This window comes from Ilumatobacter nonamiensis YM16-303, from assembly GCF_000350145.1.
Lineage (GTDB): Bacteria > Actinomycetota > Acidimicrobiia > Acidimicrobiales > Ilumatobacteraceae > Ilumatobacter_A > Ilumatobacter_A nonamiensis.
On record NZ_BAOL01000083.1, the window covers coordinates 1 to 15,600 of the forward strand.

At 66.9% G+C, this 15,600-nt stretch carries 15 protein-coding genes and 1 tRNA gene; 9 read left to right on the top strand and 7 right to left on the bottom strand.

Going from position 1 to position 15,600, the window contains the following annotated elements:
• The first annotated feature begins 98 nt into the window (after window positions 1-98).
• From ON45_RS09720 to ON45_RS09730, 3 genes are all read left to right on the top strand, one after another.
• A tRNA-Val gene (locus ON45_RS09720) sits at window positions 99-172 on the top strand.
• Window positions 173-340: 168 nt separating this feature from the next.
• Window positions 341-739, top strand: coding sequence for a hypothetical protein (locus ON45_RS09725; RefSeq protein ID WP_148288624.1), 399 nt, complete (start codon window positions 341-343; stop codon window positions 737-739).
• A gap of 266 nt (window positions 740-1,005) precedes the next feature.
• Window positions 1,006-1,548: a hypothetical protein gene (locus ON45_RS09730; protein ID WP_040493487.1), complete on the top strand. Its 543-nt coding sequence runs from the start codon at window positions 1,006-1,008 to the stop codon at window positions 1,546-1,548.
• A 60-nt stretch (window positions 1,549-1,608) separates the two neighbouring features.
• Here the strand turns inward: ON45_RS09730 and ON45_RS21360 are convergent, their stop codons facing one another.
• Together ON45_RS21360 and ON45_RS09740 are read right to left on the bottom strand one after the other, a co-directional pair.
• Window positions 1,609-2,226 (bottom strand): J domain-containing protein, encoded by a 618-nt coding sequence (locus ON45_RS21360; protein ID WP_051062821.1) that lies wholly within the window; start codon window positions 2,224-2,226, stop codon window positions 1,609-1,611.
• A gap of 23 nt (window positions 2,227-2,249) precedes the next feature.
• Complete coding sequence (locus ON45_RS09740; protein ID WP_051062822.1) at window positions 2,250-2,690, bottom strand: Lrp/AsnC family transcriptional regulator; 441 nt, start codon at window positions 2,688-2,690, stop codon at window positions 2,250-2,252.
• Window positions 2,691-2,758: 68 nt separating this feature from the next.
• Between ON45_RS09740 and ald the strand changes: the two genes are divergently transcribed.
• A complete protein-coding gene (gene ald, locus ON45_RS09745; RefSeq protein WP_040493488.1) occupies window positions 2,759-3,889 on the top strand; it encodes an alanine dehydrogenase in 1,131 nt (376 codons plus the stop codon).
• Window positions 3,890-3,927: 38 nt separating this feature from the next.
• Window positions 3,928-5,169 carry a cytochrome P450 gene (locus ON45_RS09750; RefSeq protein WP_040493489.1) on the top strand — a complete coding sequence of 414 codons (1,242 nt, stop codon included), beginning with the start codon at window positions 3,928-3,930 and terminating at the stop codon, window positions 5,167-5,169.
• Window positions 5,170-5,231: 62 nt separating this feature from the next.
• Here ON45_RS09750 and arfB read toward each other — a convergent pair whose 3' ends face one another.
• On the bottom strand, window positions 5,232-5,654 hold the full coding sequence (arfB, locus tag ON45_RS09755; protein ID WP_241432185.1) for an alternative ribosome rescue aminoacyl-tRNA hydrolase ArfB: 423 nt from the start codon (window positions 5,652-5,654) through the stop codon (window positions 5,232-5,234).
• Window positions 5,655-5,682: 28 nt separating this feature from the next.
• Between arfB and ON45_RS09760 the strand changes: the two genes are divergently transcribed.
• Window positions 5,683-6,720: an LLM class F420-dependent oxidoreductase gene (locus tag ON45_RS09760; RefSeq protein WP_040493490.1), complete on the top strand. Its 1,038-nt coding sequence runs from the start codon at window positions 5,683-5,685 to the stop codon at window positions 6,718-6,720.
• A 9-nt stretch (window positions 6,721-6,729) separates the two neighbouring features.
• Here the strand turns inward: ON45_RS09760 and ON45_RS21365 are convergent, their stop codons facing one another.
• Window positions 6,730-7,068, bottom strand: coding sequence for a DUF971 domain-containing protein (locus ON45_RS21365; RefSeq protein ID WP_051062824.1), 339 nt, complete (start codon window positions 7,066-7,068; stop codon window positions 6,730-6,732).
• A gap of 56 nt (window positions 7,069-7,124) precedes the next feature.
• Here ON45_RS21365 and ON45_RS21370 point away from each other — a divergent pair, with 56 nt between their 5' ends.
• Window positions 7,125-7,919: a metallophosphoesterase gene (locus tag ON45_RS21370; RefSeq protein WP_051062825.1), complete on the top strand. Its 795-nt coding sequence runs from the start codon at window positions 7,125-7,127 to the stop codon at window positions 7,917-7,919.
• A gap of 29 nt (window positions 7,920-7,948) precedes the next feature.
• Here ON45_RS21370 and ON45_RS09775 read toward each other — a convergent pair whose 3' ends face one another.
• The 3 genes from ON45_RS09775 to ON45_RS09785 are packed head-to-tail and all read right to left on the bottom strand — an operon-like array spanning window position 7,949 to window position 13,441.
• Window positions 7,949-9,736: an acyclic terpene utilization AtuA family protein gene (locus ON45_RS09775; protein ID WP_040493491.1), complete on the bottom strand. Its 1,788-nt coding sequence runs from the start codon at window positions 9,734-9,736 to the stop codon at window positions 7,949-7,951.
• On the bottom strand, window positions 9,729-11,837 hold the full coding sequence (locus ON45_RS09780) for an acetyl/propionyl/methylcrotonyl-CoA carboxylase subunit alpha (RefSeq protein WP_051062826.1): 2,109 nt from the start codon (window positions 11,835-11,837) through the stop codon (window positions 9,729-9,731). The genes ON45_RS09775 and ON45_RS09780 overlap by 8 nt, the downstream gene beginning before the upstream one ends.
• Window positions 11,837-13,441 (bottom strand): acyl-CoA carboxylase subunit beta, encoded by a 1,605-nt coding sequence (locus tag ON45_RS09785; protein WP_040493492.1) that lies wholly within the window; start codon window positions 13,439-13,441, stop codon window positions 11,837-11,839. The genes ON45_RS09780 and ON45_RS09785 overlap by 1 nt, the downstream gene beginning before the upstream one ends.
• A gap of 70 nt (window positions 13,442-13,511) precedes the next feature.
• Between ON45_RS09785 and ON45_RS09790 the strand changes: the two genes are divergently transcribed.
• Window positions 13,512-14,321 carry a TIGR03084 family metal-binding protein gene (locus ON45_RS09790; protein ID WP_040493502.1) on the top strand — a complete coding sequence of 270 codons (810 nt, stop codon included), beginning with the start codon at window positions 13,512-13,514 and terminating at the stop codon, window positions 14,319-14,321.
• 99 nt (window positions 14,322-14,420) lie between these two features.
• A complete protein-coding gene (locus ON45_RS09795) occupies window positions 14,421-15,557 on the top strand; it encodes an epoxide hydrolase family protein (protein WP_040493493.1) in 1,137 nt (378 codons plus the stop codon).
• Window positions 15,558-15,600 lie beyond the last annotated feature (43 nt).

The following is a 15,600-nucleotide window of genomic DNA, read 5'->3' on the forward strand; positions in this document are numbered from 1 at the left end:
GCTCCGTGCGCGAACTGTTCACGAGAACGGTGGGAGACGAGTCGCGTTCTGGTGGGAGCCGGATATCCTCGGGCGTCCATGCGGCCACGGGTCGCCATGGGCGCATAGCTCAGTTGGTTAGAGCGCTGCCTTCACACGGCAGAGGTCAGGGGTTCGAATCCCTTTGCGCCCACGAGGGTGCCGCCTCGGGATGAACCTGTGGCACTGGTCATGTCCGTCGTGGCGACTGGTACCCAGACCGAGCCCGACGGCCAGGCGGACAATGGATGCACGACCGCACCATTCCGACCACATCGAGGTGTCCATGTCCTCCACGTCGAACTCCGGTCATGAACCGTTCATGATGCCCCTGTCCTACGGTCTCGACCCCGCCATCGAATCGCAGCTTCACCAGACGGAACTCCGCACAGCCGAAACGCGTCCTCTCGACCGTCCGAAGTCCGACGTTCTCCCGCGATGGCGAGCCGCGTGCGCCAAGGTGCTGTTGCAACAACGGCCGAACCCGCTTCCCGCCGACCACGAGCTGTTCAGCGATCTCGATCGCAAGCAGTTCGCCCGTGCCGGCCACCTCTTCGATGTTCGTCGCGCGTACCTCGCTGGCCTCGCCGCCGCGATGACCAACGAGCCAGGGGCGACACGATCGACGAGCGTCCGAGGGTATCCCGTGCACCTGGACGACGCCCGAAGCACGCCCGCCCGCCGTCCGATCATGCAGGTCCAGAGTCGAACGTCTCGCTGACGGCCGAGAGTGCTGCACAGCGACAGGTCGAGGTCAGGGGTTCGGATCCCTGTGCGCCCACTCTGGTGCCGCCGGCCGACCGACGAACCACGTCGGGCACGCGGTCCCGGCCGTTCAGGCGGACCGCTCGTTCCGCCGACGCGGAAACCTCCTTCGACACCAGGCCGGTGAAAAGATGCCCGGCGTGGCGGTCGCGTGGGCCACACTCTGCACAAGGTCGGTGCCGCTCCTGGCGCCGTTCCACCCCCGAAAGGAACCACACTGACATGCATCGCGCGAACACCCGAATCCTGAGCATCGCAGCCGTCACCGCCCTCACACTCGCGGCCGCCGCATGTGGCGGCGATGACGACGGCGGCTCGTCCGACGGGGCCGACTCGCCGGTTGGCGAGGCGCTTGCGGCCGAGATCTTGGACGACTCCGAGGGCGAGAGCGTGGCCCAGACCGAGGAGGAGGCGCGCTGCTGGGCGGGTTCGATCGTCGATGACATCGGTGAAGAACGCCTCGAAGAACTCGGGGTCACGGCCGACAACGTCAGCGACATCGACGACATCGGGTTCTCCGATGACGAGGTGGACGGCCTCGTCGACGGCATGTTCGACTGCATCGACGTGACCGCGACATTCGCCGAACAGTTCACCGAGGACTTCGGCGAAGAAGGCGCTCAGTGTGTCGCCGAGAGCCTCGACGAGGACTTCGTGAAGGATCTGATGCGGTCGGTCGTGTCGGGTGAGGAAGCCGAGCCGTCCGAGGAGTTCTTCCAGGACTTCCTCGACATCGCCGCGGAGTGCGATCTCCCGCTCGGCTGACACGACCGTCGGGATCCGGTCGGCCATCAGGCCGGCCGGGTCCCCGCGATCGCCGACCCGCTACGAGGTCGGGACCTCGGCAGTGAACTCGACACACGCAACGCCCATGCCCTGGCGGTCCCGGTGTGCTTCCAGCCCGTTGGAACACACCCTGTCGAATCCGATGAACTGACGGACGACGATGTCTCCGGAGCCGTCGCAGGCGATCTCGTCGGCGTCGCCGTTTGCGAGGATCTCGACACAGTCGCCCGTTCGGAGGATCCCGTCGGGAGGTGCGGGTTCGCCCGGCTCGGTGAACTGTGCGAGCACGACGATCCCGATGATCGCGATCGCCGACGCGACGAGCAGTCCGCGCCACGGAATCCGCGCCGGACCGTCCGGATACGCGAACCGGTACCCGACCGTGCTCCGCTCCTCGGCGCCGCTCTCCGTGCCCGAGCTGTCCGGCGACGGCGACACGGGCGCACGCCGTTCGGCGTCGTACACCGCTCGTCGTCCGGGATCGGACAGCACGTGATACGCCGCGTTGATCGCCGGCATCTTGTCGCCACCCGCAGCCGACCCCATCGTTCGATCCGGGTGGTACTCACGCGCCAGGCGGCGGTACGACTCGCGAATCGCCGTTGCCGACGCGTCGGGCCGGAGCCCGAGGACGTCGTAGTGCGATCGACCACTCACCGGTCCGAACGATACGGCCAGGTTCAGCCGACCACCGATCGCAGCAGCAACTTCGACTCGGTTCGAGCGACCGCTTCATCGGCGCGCACCCAACGGACGAACGCGTCGAGACCCTCGGCTCCCTCGCACTCGGCGACGATGGTGTAGTCGGACGATCCGGTCACGTAGCCCGCCATCGTGATCTCGTCGCGTTCGACCAGACGCGACTCGAACGCGTCCGCGTGATCACCGGGCACGAGACTCACGTCGATCACCGCACGGACGGTCCGACCGATGGCGGCAGCATCGATGTGTGCCGAGTACCCCGTGATCACCCCTCGGTCTTCCATCCGTCGCACACGGTCCGCCACGGAACTCGGCGCCAAGTGAACTTCCGCGGCCAGGGCGGTCCAGCTGATTCGGCCGTGAGTTCGAAGGATTCCGAGGATTCGTCTGTCGATCGGATCGTTTGCCGTTGAATCCATGGCCTGATGCTAGATCGACCGCATCTCTTCCGTTCCATCGACGGCCGCCGACCGCCCATCATGGTGGAATGACCGACCACTCCACTCCGGTGATCCGAACCGTCGGCGTTCCTGCCGAGATCAAGACCGCTGAGCACCGGGTGGCGTTGACACCCGACGGGGTCCGGGAACTGACCGGGAGCGGCGTCGGCGTGTTCGTCGAGACCAACGCTGGTGTCGGCGCGTCGATCACCGACCACGACTACGTGGCAGCGGGCGCGACGATCGTGCCGACCGCGGCCGACGCGTGGGCCCAGGAACTGGTCGTCAAGGTCAAGGAGCCCATGGAGAGCGAGTTCGGCTTCCTGCGTGCGGACCTCACCCTTTTCACCTACCTCCACCTCGCCGCGTATCCCGCCGTGGCCGACGCGCTCCTGGCTGCCGGAACGACCGGTGTGGCGTACGAGACGGTGCAACTCGAGGACGGAACGCTCCCCCTCCTCGCGCCGATGAGCGAGGTCGCCGGGCGGCTCGCTCCCCAGATGGGCGCCCACTTCCTCGAGAGTCACAAGGGCGGGCGTGGCGTTCTGATGGGTGGTGTTCCTGGTGTGAGCCCGGCGAAGGTCGTCGTACTGGGTGCCGGCAACGTCGGGTGGAGTTCGGCGGTGATCGCGGCGGGCATGGAGGCCGAGGTCACGGTGCTCGACAAGAACCTCGAGCGACTGCGCTACGTCGACCAGATCCACAAGGGTCGGATCTCGACACTCGCCTCCAACATGGGCTCGATCGAGCGTACGGTGCGCGAGGCCGACCTCGTGATCGGCGCCGTGCTCGTCGCCGGCGGACGCGCCCCGGTCGTCGTACGCGAGGACCTGGTCGCCGAGATGAGGCCCGGCGCGGTGATCGTCGACGTCGCCGTCGACCAAGGGGGCTGCATTGCGACAACCCACGAAACCACGCACGACGACCCGGTGTACGAGTTGCACGGCGTGCTCCACTACGCGGTGGGCAACATGCCCGGCGCCGTTCCCCACACGAGCACCTACGCGCTGACGAACGCCACGCTGCCGTATGTCACCGACGTGGCGATCCACGGAGCGCTCGGCGCCGCTCGACGTGACCCGGCGATCACCCACGGCCTGAACACCGTCGGCGGCGAACACGCCAATCCGATCGTCGCCGCCGCGCTCGGGGCGACCGCGGTCGACGCCCTCGGCTGAATCGCTCCGTCGAGTCCGCTGCCCGTACTCTCGTCGGGATGGACGGTCGTGGAACTCCCACGAATGCGTTCGACCTCGACATCCCGACGGTCGGACCTGAATTTCGCGAGCGCTCGCGTTTCGAGCGACGCGACGTGCTGCGCGAACTTGCCGACGATCACTGGATCGTGCGCACTCCGATCGGGTTCATCATCCTCGACTACGACGACGTCACGAGGATCCTGCGTGACAAGCGATGGCACAACGCCGTCGCGAAGATCCCGGAGATGATGGGGGTGACGGACCCGGAGATCCTGAAACGCCCGCCGTCGATCCTCGCGGCCGAGGGCGACGTCCACACGCGGCTGCGTCGCCTCGTGGCGAAGGCGTTCTCGCCGCGCAGCGCCGACCGACTGCGACCGTTCATGCGCGAAGTCGTGAACGAGTTGATCGATCCGGTGGCATCGACGGGCCGCGTCGAGATCGCGGCCGACATCTGTGAGCCGTATCCGATCCCGATCATCTGCGAACTCCTCGGGGCGCCCCGCGAGGACTGGGAACTCTTCTCTCGGTGGGCCGAGGACGTGCTGCGTGTGTTCAGCCCGACGGCGGCGGACCAGATCGACGTCATCGAGCCGGCACGAGCCGAGCTGAACGAGTACGTCGTCGAGTTGATCCGGGCCCGCCGGAACGACCCGCGCGAGGACTTGATCACCCACCTGATCGCCGCCGAGGAGGAGGGCGACAAGCTCTCGACCGACGAGTTGGTCTCGATGGTGAATGCCGTGATCGTCGGCGGCACGGATACGACTCGGAACCAACTCGGTTGTTCGCTCGGTGTGTTCGCGGCTCATCCGGACCAGTGGAAGCTGCTGGCCGACCAGTCCGAACTCGCAGCGAACGCGGTCGAGGAATGCATGCGGTACTTCGGGGCCGTCGGCGGCACCGGTCGGTTCGCGAGCGAGGACATCGTCTACCGCGACATCCTGTTTCCCGCCGGCACGTTCGTGTTTCCCTCGCTCGAGATCGCCAATGCCGACGAAGGGGTGACCGCCGATGGAAACCGGGAGTTCGACATCACCCGCGTTTCGGTGAAGGGCCGTGGGCAGATGACTTTCGGTTCGGGCATCCACTATTGCCTCGGAGCCTCCCTCGCCCGTGCCGAGTTGCAGGAGGCGTTACCGCTGCTCGCGCAGCGGATGCCCGAACTCGCCGTCGACGGCTCGATCACCTGGAAACCGAGCACCAGCGCCATCTCCGGCCCCGACCACTTCCCCGCGACCTTCACGCCCGTCACCTGAGGGTCCGATCGCCCGCCCGCCCGCCGCGGCCCATCGCCGAACACCGGCGATCACAGCGTAAATCAGTCCTCGGGGCGGGGGCGGCGGCGTTGTCGCTTGAGTTCGCTGCGTTGGGCCTTGGTCTCGAGGCGCCGGCGTTGCGAACCGCGGGTCGGCTTCGTCGGTCGCCGCCGTCGTTCGACTCGCAGCGCACCTCGCAGCTTGTCGACCAGTCGCTGCTCGGCGAGCGATCGGTTCCGCACCTGCGACCGTTCGTCGTCGGCCACGATCCGGACGGGCGATCCGAGCCGCTCGATCACCCGCGCGCGCTGCGACTCGTGACGGAATGCCGATGACCGGTCCACGTGGAAGACCAACTCCACACGCGTGGCCGCTTTGTTCGCGTGCTGGCCGCCCGGACCACCCGATGCACTGAATGTTTCGTTCAATTCGAAACGCGGAATGCGCACGGCGTCGGTCACCACCAGCCGATCGTCTTCTGCCACGCCTCCATCCTGCTCTACGGTCGGTGCCATGTCAGATCTCAAACTCGGATACAACACCGGATACTGGTCAGCCGGGCCGCCGGCCGGCGCGTTCGAGGGAATCCTCGAAGCCGAGAAGCTGGGCTTCAACTCGATCTGGACGGCCGAGGCCTACGGGTCCGATGCCCTCACGCCGCTCTCCTGGTGGGGTGCGCACACCGAGAACGTCCAGCTCGGTACCGGCATCATGCAGCTGTCCGCGCGCACGCCGGCAGCAACGGCGATGGCGGCACTCACCGTCGATCACCTGTCGAACGGTCGGTTCATCTGCGGGATCGGAGCATCGGGCCCGCAGGTCGTCGAGGGATGGTACGGCCAGGAGTATCCGCGCCCCCTCGCCCGCACGCGTGAGTACGTCGAGATCATGCGCAAGATCTGGGCGCGGGAAGCTCCGGTCGAGTTCCACGGTGACTTCTACGACATGCCCGTCGACGGCGGCATGAACCTCGGCAAGGCGCTCAAGCCCACCGTGCACCCGCTCCGCAACCAGATCCCGATCTATCTCGCGGCCGAAGGCCCCAAGAACGTCGCGCTGTCGGCCGAGATCGCCGACGGATGGCTGCCGCTGTTCTTCTCCCCGAAGGACGACGCGTGGTACCGCGAGCAACTCGCGGCCGGCTTCGCTGCCTCGGGTGAGGAGGGCAAGGCCGACCGCTTCGAGGTGTCGTGCGGCGTCATGGTGATTCCCGGCGACGACGCGCAGCAGTGCGCCGACTTCATCCGTCCGTTCCTCGCCCTCTACGCGGGCGGAATGGGCGCCAAGGGCGCGAACTTCCACTACGAGGTCTTCGAGCGGATGGGCTACGGCGACGTCGCCGACAAGGTGCAGAACCTGTACCTCGACGGGAAGAAGGAAGAAGCAGCGGCATCGATTCCGCTCGAGATGGTCGAGGACGTCGCACTCGTCGGACCCGCCGACAAGATTCGGGGCGAACTCGACAAGTGGCGCGAGTCGTGCATCACCGAGGTGCTCCTCTCGGGACCCGCCGAGATGCTCCCGATCTACGCCGACCTGATCAACGGCTGATCGCGAGAACTAGGTGGGGCGGGTGACGTGGGCTTCGACGATGTACTCGTCGATCCAGTAGCGCAGCTTCTCGAACGCGTAGATGCCGGTCGAGTGGCCGTCGTTCCAGTCGAGGTTGAGTCCCCACGCGCCGGCCATCGTGGCGGTCGTGATGCGAACATCGTCGGGCTTCGTCTCGGCCATGATCGACACCGTTTCGCCCTTCTGCCGACGGCTGTTGCACTCCGCACACGGGCACGCCAGGCGCAGCGGTGCGAGGTCGAACGTCGCGGTCACCCCATCGGCGAATTCGATGAAGACGTGCTTGGAGCGATCGACCTCGATCGATTCGATGTCGTGGTCGGCCATGGCGCCGCACGATACCGAACCCGCCTCTCCCTTCGACCGTCGTAGGCTTTCGAGTGATGTACGTGCTGGCGCACCTCTCCGACATCCACGTCGGTGGACCGAGTGCGGGAAGTGGCGAACGGTTCTCACTCGCGATCGACACGATCAACGCGATGACGCGACCGGTCGACCGGGTGCTGATCACCGGCGATCTCACCCACAGTTCGAGTTCGGCGGAGTGGTCGGAGTTCCACGAGCGCCTCGACGCGCTCACGATTCCGTGGACCGCCATCGCAGGCAACCACGACCTCCCGGACGGTCAGTTCGGCGGGCACCGCTCGATGACCGATGGACCCCTTCGGTTCGTTCTGGTCGACTCGTCGACCGGGCAATTCGACGGCGACGACGCAGCCTGGCTTGACGCCGAGCTGCGCGCACATCCCGACGACCGCACCGTGGTCGCGCTGCACCACCCGCCGTTCGAGACCGGAATCTGGTGGATGGACTGCAATGGCATCGACGGCGCCGATCGTTTCGAGCAGATCGTTCGCGCCCACCCGCAGGTGTTCCAGGTGCTCACGGGTCACCTCCACCGACCGATCCACACCCAGTGGGGAGCGTGCTCGCTGTGGGTGAGCCCTTCCACGGCGGTGTCGATCGCGTTCGACCTCGACCCCCAGCACGTGCCTGCCGAGTCGTCCGAGGGACCCTCGTTCAGTCTGCACGCCTACACCGACAGCACCGTCATCTCGCACATCGTCCCGGTCGGGGCGAGCGCTCGACGGACTCCCCTCGAAGCCGACTCGCCGGACCTCCTCGACCAGTTCCGCGAGATCCAGTCCCGCCGCGACTCCGCCTTCGATCGACGGTGACGTGACGGGGCTGACCCGTCACGTGGCGCTCAGCCGAGGAGGGCGACGGGGATCTCGACCAGGCGAGCCCGCAACCATTCGCCGACCGCCTTCGCCTGCGCGTCCTGGCGGGTCGACGCTGCGACGCCTTCCTGCAGGAGTCCGTGGATGACGAAGTTCAGCGACCAGATCTTCGGGAAGCGGTACCGATCGACCTCGAACGACGCGACCTCGGGAAGAAGCTCGCGGAGCCGGTCGACCGTGAGGTATTCGTCGAGCCACGCGAACGCGTCCGCGGACCGGACGAAGACCCCCAGGTTGGCGTTGCCGCCCTTGTCGCCGGATCGTGAACCGACGATCGTGCCCAGCGCAACCGTTGCCGTCTCTGCCCACGACAGAGGTGCGGGCGCGTCCACTTCGATGGCGACCGCATCGCCGGTGGGCGCCGCCGACTCGACTTGTGACGTCGCTCCCCCGAGGATGTGCACGTACTGCGGAACCAGCGCACTGTCGATCGACGCGGGCCGGTACACCCCGAACGGGCTCGCGCCGCTCGGCCCACCGCCGAGCCCGTACATCCCGGGGATGCTCGCGAGGCCGGTGTGCACGTTCGCATCGGCGAACGCACGACCGACCTTGCGCTCGTCGGCGTCCTTCACGGTGACCCGCCAGATCGCGGTCGCCTCCTCCTGCGTCGCCGGGTCGGGCTTGTCCGTCCGGATCACGCGACCGTCGATCGAGTCGAAGTCCTCCGGCCGATACGGGCAGGCGTCCCAGAACGTCGCGGCTGCGAGCTCCGCCTTCTCGTCGATGTCGAGCCCGGTGAGCGCCACGCTGAACGAGTTGCGATAGCCGCCCATCTCGTTCATCGCGACCTTGAGCGACGATGGCGGCGCCTCGCCGCGCACCCCGCTGATCCGCACGCGATCGGTCTCGACCTGATCGAGTTCGATCGAGTCGAACCGTGCCGTGACATCCGGGCCGAGATAGCGCGGTCCGCCGATCTCGTAGAGGAGTTGGCTGGTCACGGTTCCCACCGTGACCGCTCCCCCGGTGCCGTCGTGCTTGCCGATGATCGACGACCCGTCGGCCGCCACGTCCGCCCACGGGAACCCGAACCGGGCTCGCCCACCGATCTCACCCCGACCCTCGATCTCGTGGAAGAACGAGTAGTTGCCGCCGGTCGCCTGCGCGCTGCACTCGATCACGTGTCCGGCAACGACTCCGCCCGCCAACTGATCGAAATCGTCGCGCTGCCAGCCGTGGTGCCACGCCGCCGGGCCGCAGACGACGGCCGCATCGGTGACCCGTCCGGTGATCACGATGTCGGCACCCGCGGTCAGTGCGTCGACGATGCCGAAGCAGCCGAGGTAGGCGTTCGCACTCACGAAGCGTGCCACGTCGCCCCACTCCGAACCGTCCTCGGAAGCACCGTCGGAGAACGGTCGGAGGGCACCGCTGTCGGCGAGTTCCTCGATCCTCGGGAGGAGGTCATCCCCGTCGATGTAGGCGATCGTCGGCGACAGGCCGAGCTTCGACGCGACTTCGTGTACTGCGTCGGCACATCCGTCGGGATCGAGCCCTCCAGCATTGGAGACGACCTTGATCCCGCGGTCGAGACAGGTGCCCATCACCTGTTCCATCTGATTCACGAAGGTCCGTGCGAACCCCTGTCCGGGACGCTTCGCCTGGATCCGACTCAGGATCAGCATCGTCAGTTCGGCCAGCCAGTCACCGGTGAGCACATCGATCGGGCCACCCTCGACCATCTCGGTCGCGCCCGACGGTCGGTCGCCGAAGAACCCGGAGCAGTTCGCGATCCGAATCGGCTCAGTCATCGGCGAGAGCTTCCAAGCTGACCAGCAGATCGCCCTGGTCCACCCGTGAGCCGACGTCGAAGTGGATCTCGGTCACGGTCGAGTCGGTCGCCGCCGTGATCTTGTGTTCCATCTTCATCGCCTCGACGACCATCAGGACCGCTCCGACCTCCACCTCATCGCCCTCGGCCACGTGGACCGCGATCACCGTGCCCGGAAGCGGACAGATCGGTCCACCACCAGCGGCCTCGGCGTCGTGGTCGACGAAGCGCGGCGCGAGTGCCCACGTCAGCGCACCGGCCACGCTGCGAGTGCGAACAGCATCCTCGTCACCGTGCACCTCGACGACTCGTCGGACCCCGTCGATCTCGATCGCGATGCGTGACGGAGTGCGACCGCCACCTTCGGTCACCGAGAGCAGTCGCACGATGCGTCGACGACGTTCATCGGGGGGCAACGTGCCGTCGTCGAGCGGCTCGGGCCACGGGCCGAGCAACACCTCAGCCGCTGCTCCGCACACGGTGTACTCGACGGCGTCCGGCGTCTCGGATCCGGACGCGGACCAGACCTGACGTTGGCCTTGGGTCCGCAGGTTCCGCCAGCCGGAGGGGGCGAAGCCGGTGACCCGATCGGCCGCGCGCGATGCCCGCTCGGTGGCGAACACCGCGGCGAGCAGGAGCCCCACGCGGTCGTCGCCGGTCGGTCCGACCGAGGCGACCACGTCGGGATGTTCGTCCAGGTATGCAGTCGGCGTGTGCGCGGCGAGGTAATCGGATTCTCCGAGGATCTCGACGAGGGCGGCCAGGTTCGTGGTGACGCCGCTGATCTCGGAACCGCGCAGGGCCCGTCGCAGCTTGGCCGCCGCTTCGACCCGGGTCGCACCGTGAGCGATCACCTTCGCGAGCATCGAGTCGTAGTCGGACGACACCTCGGCATCGGCCCGGAACCCGGTGTCGATCCGCACGAGATCGCCGTCGACGCCGAGCTCGAAGGCCGTGATCGTGCCGGTCGACGGGAGCCACCCGGCGGCGGGATCTTCAGCGACCACGCGCACCTCGATCGCATGCCCGTCGACCTGGACGTCCGACTGCGAGATCGGGAGCGCTTCTCCGGCAGCGACGCGCAGTTGGAGTTCGACGAGATCGACGCCCGTGACCGCTTCGGTGACCGGATGCTCGACCTGCAGGCGCGTGTTGACCTCGAGGAAGTTGATCGACTCGGGGCGTCCGGCTTCATCGACCAGGAACTCGACGGTTCCGGCACCTTCGTAGCCGACCGAGCGGGCCAGCGCAACGGCGCCGTCGCAGATGGCGGCGCGGGTCTCCGGGGTGATCCCGGCCGACGGCGACTCCTCGACGATCTTCTGATTGCGGCGTTGGATCGAGCATTCACGCTCACCGAGGTGGACGACGTTGCCGTGGGAGTCGCCGATGATCTGCACCTCGACGTGGCGCGCCCGTTCGATGAACGGCTCGACGAAGACGGTTCCGTCGCCGAACGACGACTGTGCCTCACGCGATCCGGCCGTGACCGCTTCGGCGAGTTCGTCGGAGGTGCGCACCACACGCATCCCACGACCACCGCCGCCCGCCGCGGCCTTCACCAGCGCCGGCATCGGGATCCCCTCGGGAACGTCGACGGAACCGTCTGCGGCGCTCGAGACCTCGAACAGCGGCGCCGTCGGCACACCCGACTCGATCGCGAGCTTCTTCGCCGCGACCTTGTCGCCCAGCGTGCGGATCTGCTCTGCGGTCGGACCGACCCAGATCAGGCCGGCTGCCGACACCTGCTCGGCGACGTCCGCGTTCTCGGCGAGGAATCCGTAGCCCGGATGGATCGCCTGACAGCCGTGAGCGAGCGCGATCTCGATGATCGCCTCGGCGCGCAGGTACGACTCGGCCGGCGTCGACCCACCGAGCGCGACGGCGATGTCGACCGCATCGACGTGGAGCGCATCCGCATCGGGTTCGGAATACACCCCGACCGTCGAGATGCCGAGTCGGTGCGCTGTGCGCGCGATCCGAGCGGTGATCTCGCCGCGGTTCGCGATGAGCAACCGCGTGATCGTGGTCGACAACGACCCGGATCCGCTCGCCACAACAGAGTTCGTCGGGACCGCCATCAGTGCCTCCACACGCCGTATTCGGTTGCACCCTGCACCACGTTGCTGTGCGCCGCCGACAGCGCGATGCCCAACACCGTGCGGGAATCACCGGGATGGATGATCCCGTCGTCCCACAATCGTCCGGTGGAATAGAGCGCCGTCGACTCACCTTCGATCTGCGCCTCGAGCGCGGCAGTCTGTGCCTGCAGCGCCTCCTCGTCGACCTCGACGCCCCGACCGGCAGCACTGTTGCGAGCGATGATGTCCATCACCCCGGCGAGCTGCTTCGGACCCATCACCGCGATCCGGTGGTTCGGCCAGGTGAAGATGAAGCGCGGGTCGTACGCCTTGCCCGCCATCCCGTAGTTGCCTGCTCCGTAACTGGCCCCGACCATCAGGTTGAAGTGCGGTACCTCCGAGTTCGAGACCGCGTTGATCATCTTCGCTCCGTTGCGGATGATCCCGCCCTGTTCGGCCTTGGAGCCGACCATGAACCCCGTGATGTTGTGCAGGAAGACGATCGGCACCGACATCTTGTTGCACAGCTGGATGAACTGGGCGCCCTTCTTCGCTTCCTCCGAGAACAGGATTCCGTTGTTGCCGAGCACGCCGACCGGGAAGCCATGGATCGAAGCCCAGCCGCAGACCAACTGCTCGCCGATCAGCGCCTTGAACTCCTCGAACCGGCTGCCGTCGAGCAATCGGGCGTAGACCTCGCGGATGTCGAACGGAGTGCGTACGTCGGCCGACGCGCAACCGAGAAGTTCCATCGGGTCGTACAGCGGAGCGTCGGCGGGTTCGGTCGGTCCGGGACCGAGCTTCTTCCACTGGAGGTGACGCACGATCTGACGGATGATCCGCAGCGCGTCCATCTCGTCCTGCGCGAGGTAGTCGGACAGCCCCGACGTGCGCGAATGCATGTCGGCCCCACCGAGGCTCTCCTCGTCGACGATCTCGTCGATCGCCATCTTCACGAGCGGAGGTCCGCCGAGGTAGGCGGTTGCGGCATCCTTCACGAAGATCGTGTAGTCGCTCATCCCGGGCGTGTAGGCACCGCCCGCCGTGTTCGGTCCGAACGCGGCGGTGATCGTCGGAATGCCGGCCTTCGACAGTCGGGTCAGCGCCTTGAAGCTCGCTCCGCCCTGGATGAACAGGTCGGCCTGTCGCGGCAGGTCCGCCCCCGCGGACTCGTTGAGGTTGATCAGTGGGAGACGGTTGACCCTGGCGATCTCGTGGAACCGCTGACTCTTCTTCCAGGTGGTCGGGTTCGCCGCGCCGCCCTTGACGCTCATGTCGGTCCCCGTGATCGCGCACTCGACGCCTTCGATCACCCCGATCCCCTGCACCACACCGACGCCGATCGGGTCCTGCGTTCCCCATGCCGCCAGCGCCGACAGTTCGAGGAACGGGGTATCGGGGTCGATCAAGGCCTCGATGCGCTCGCGCACCAGCATCTTGCCCCGCTTGCGATGGCGGTCGACGTAGCGCTGCCCACCGATCGTCGGCACCGTCTCCATCAGCGATTCGACCTCGTCCCACATCGCCTGCATCTCGCCGAGGTTCTGCAGGTAGTCGTCGGATTTCGTGTCCAGCTTCGACCGCAGCGGTGTACCGATCGTCATGCCGCCGACCGTAGTGCGGATTCCGTCGACGATCCTGAGTCGAACGCGACGTCGTCGTAGGGTCGACGTGATGACGACCGAATCACCGACCGTCGCCGGCGTGCGTTCCGACCTGCAGGCCGAGCAGAACGCCCTCGACTCGATCGTGGCCACGCTCGACGAGGAGCAGTGGGCACTGCCCACCGCCAGCCCGCGATGGTCGGTTGCCGATCAGATCGCGCACCTCACGTACTTCGACGCCTCCGCGTCGTGGGCGATCACCGACGAGGAACGTTTCCGCCACTCGCTCGCCGATCTCGCGCCGCTCCTCTCCGGCGAGTCGAGCCCGGACGATCTCGACGACGCCACGATGGGCGACTACCGGACGATGGCGCCCGCCGAACTCCTCGCGGCCTGGCGGACGAATCGACGTCGTCTCGCCGACGCTGCGGAGACGCTCGACGAGGACACCCGGGTCATCTGGTACGGCCCGTCGATGGGCGCGAAATCGTTCCTCACCGCACGTTTGATGGAGTGCTGGGCCCACGGTCAACACATCGTCGATGCCGTCGGCGCCGAACGGGAACCGACCGATCGGCTCCGTCACATCGCGCAGTTGGGTTTCATCACCCGCAAGTGGACGTACGTCAATCGTCGGCTCGACGCGCCGGCGACGCCGATACGCGTCGAATTGGACGCCCCGTCGGGTGCCGGTTGGACGTTCGGTCCTGACGACGCCGAGCAGTCGGTCGTCGGGCCGGCGCTCGACTTCTGCCTCGTCGTCACCCAATGCCGCCACGTCGACGCGACCGACCTGGTGGTGACCGGCGACGACGCTCGGGAGTGGATGGAGATGGCGCAAGCGTTCGCCGGTGCCGCGACCACCGGCCCACCCGCCTGAACCCGCCGCCTCCTCCCCGTTTGCGTTGTACTTCTGGTTGCTCCGGCCGCCACGAGTACGACGCAAACGGGATCGGGGCGGCGGGTTAGGTTCACGAACATGAGCAGCGAGATCCGACCGTTCACGATCGAAGTCTCCGACGCCGTTCTCGACGATCTCCGTCAGCGCTTGGTCAACACGCGGTGGCCGGAGGCCGAGACGGTGGACGACTGGAGCCAGGGAACTCCTCTCGCGTACGCGCAGGAGGTGTCGGAGTACTGGGCGGAGACCTACGACTGGCGCGACCGGGAGGCGAAACTCAACCGGTTCGACCAGTTCATCACCGAGCTCGACGGCCTCGACATCCACTTCGTCCACCAGCGTTCGCCGCACGACGACGCGATTCCGTTGATCCTCAGCCACGGCTGGCCGGGTTCGATCGTGGAATTCCACAAGGTGATCGAACCGTTGACGAATCCGACCGCGTTCGGCGGTGAGGCCGGCCATGCGTTCCACGTGGTCGCACCGTCGCTCCCCGGCTACGGCTTCTCGGGGAAGCCGACCGGTACCGGTTGGGGTGTCGAACGGATCGCGACAGCCTTCTCGACGCTGATGGATCGGCTCGGCTACGACAAGTACGTGGCCCAAGGTGGCGACTGGGGATCTGCGATCACCTCCGCGATCGGTGCTCAGGATCCCGAGCACTGTGCGGCGATCCACCTCACCCTCGCCATGGGTGCCAGGCCGACGATGGACGGTGAGCCGACTGCGGAGGAGCAACACGCGCTCGAACGGATCAAGTTCTACGCCGACTGGGACTCGGGCTATTCGAAGCAGCAGTCCACGCGCCCACAGAGCGTCGGCTACGGACTGGTCGATTCGCCGTCCGCGCAAGCTGCGTGGATCATCGAGAAGTTCTGGGCATGGACCGACAACGACGGACATCCGGAGGACGTCCTCGACCGCGACGAGATGCTCGACAACGTGATGCTCTACTGGATCAACGGCAACGGCGCGTCGTCGGCGCGCCTCTACTGGGAGAGCTTCACCCAGCGACGCAACCTCGAGATCACCGTCCCCACCGGATTCGCGTCGTTCTCGGGCGAGATCGTCCCGCCGGTGCGGTCCTGGGTCGAGCCCGTGTACCCGAACCTCGTCCACTGGGCCGACTACGACAAGGGCGGACACTTCGCCGCCTTCGAGGTCCCGGAAACGTTCGTCACCGAACTGCGCACCTTCTTCCGCCGGTTCCGCTGACCTCACCCGTCCGTGCACCATTCCGTGTCAGACACCCGATGGC

Excerpts from the sequence above, each read along its gene's own strand:
- ON45_RS09725 (WP_148288624.1), top strand. The coding sequence starts at position 341 with ATGATGCCCCTGTCCTACGGTCTCGACCCCGCCATCGAATCGCAGCTT.
- ON45_RS09730 (WP_040493487.1), top strand. The coding sequence starts at position 1,006 with ATGCATCGCGCGAACACCCGAATCCTGAGCATCGCAGCCGTCACCGCC.
- ON45_RS09740 (WP_051062822.1), bottom strand. The coding sequence starts at position 2,690 with ATGGATTCAACGGCAAACGATCCGATCGACAGACGAATCCTCGGAATC.
- ald (WP_040493488.1), top strand. The coding sequence starts at position 2,759 with ATGACCGACCACTCCACTCCGGTGATCCGAACCGTCGGCGTTCCTGCC.
- ON45_RS09750 (WP_040493489.1), top strand. The coding sequence starts at position 3,928 with ATGGACGGTCGTGGAACTCCCACGAATGCGTTCGACCTCGACATCCCG.
- ON45_RS09760 (WP_040493490.1), top strand. The coding sequence starts at position 5,683 with ATGTCAGATCTCAAACTCGGATACAACACCGGATACTGGTCAGCCGGG.
- ON45_RS21365 (WP_051062824.1), bottom strand. The coding sequence starts at position 7,068 with ATGGCCGACCACGACATCGAATCGATCGAGGTCGATCGCTCCAAGCAC.
- ON45_RS21370 (WP_051062825.1), top strand. The coding sequence starts at position 7,125 with ATGTACGTGCTGGCGCACCTCTCCGACATCCACGTCGGTGGACCGAGT.
- ON45_RS09775 (WP_040493491.1), bottom strand. The coding sequence starts at position 9,736 with ATGACTGAGCCGATTCGGATCGCGAACTGCTCCGGGTTCTTCGGCGAC.
- ON45_RS09780 (WP_051062826.1), bottom strand. The coding sequence starts at position 11,837 with ATGGCGGTCCCGACGAACTCTGTTGTGGCGAGCGGATCCGGGTCGTTG.
- ON45_RS09785 (WP_040493492.1), bottom strand. The coding sequence starts at position 13,441 with ATGACGATCGGTACACCGCTGCGGTCGAAGCTGGACACGAAATCCGAC.
- ON45_RS09790 (WP_040493502.1), top strand. The coding sequence starts at position 13,512 with ATGACGACCGAATCACCGACCGTCGCCGGCGTGCGTTCCGACCTGCAG.
- ON45_RS09795 (WP_040493493.1), top strand. The coding sequence starts at position 14,421 with ATGAGCAGCGAGATCCGACCGTTCACGATCGAAGTCTCCGACGCCGTT.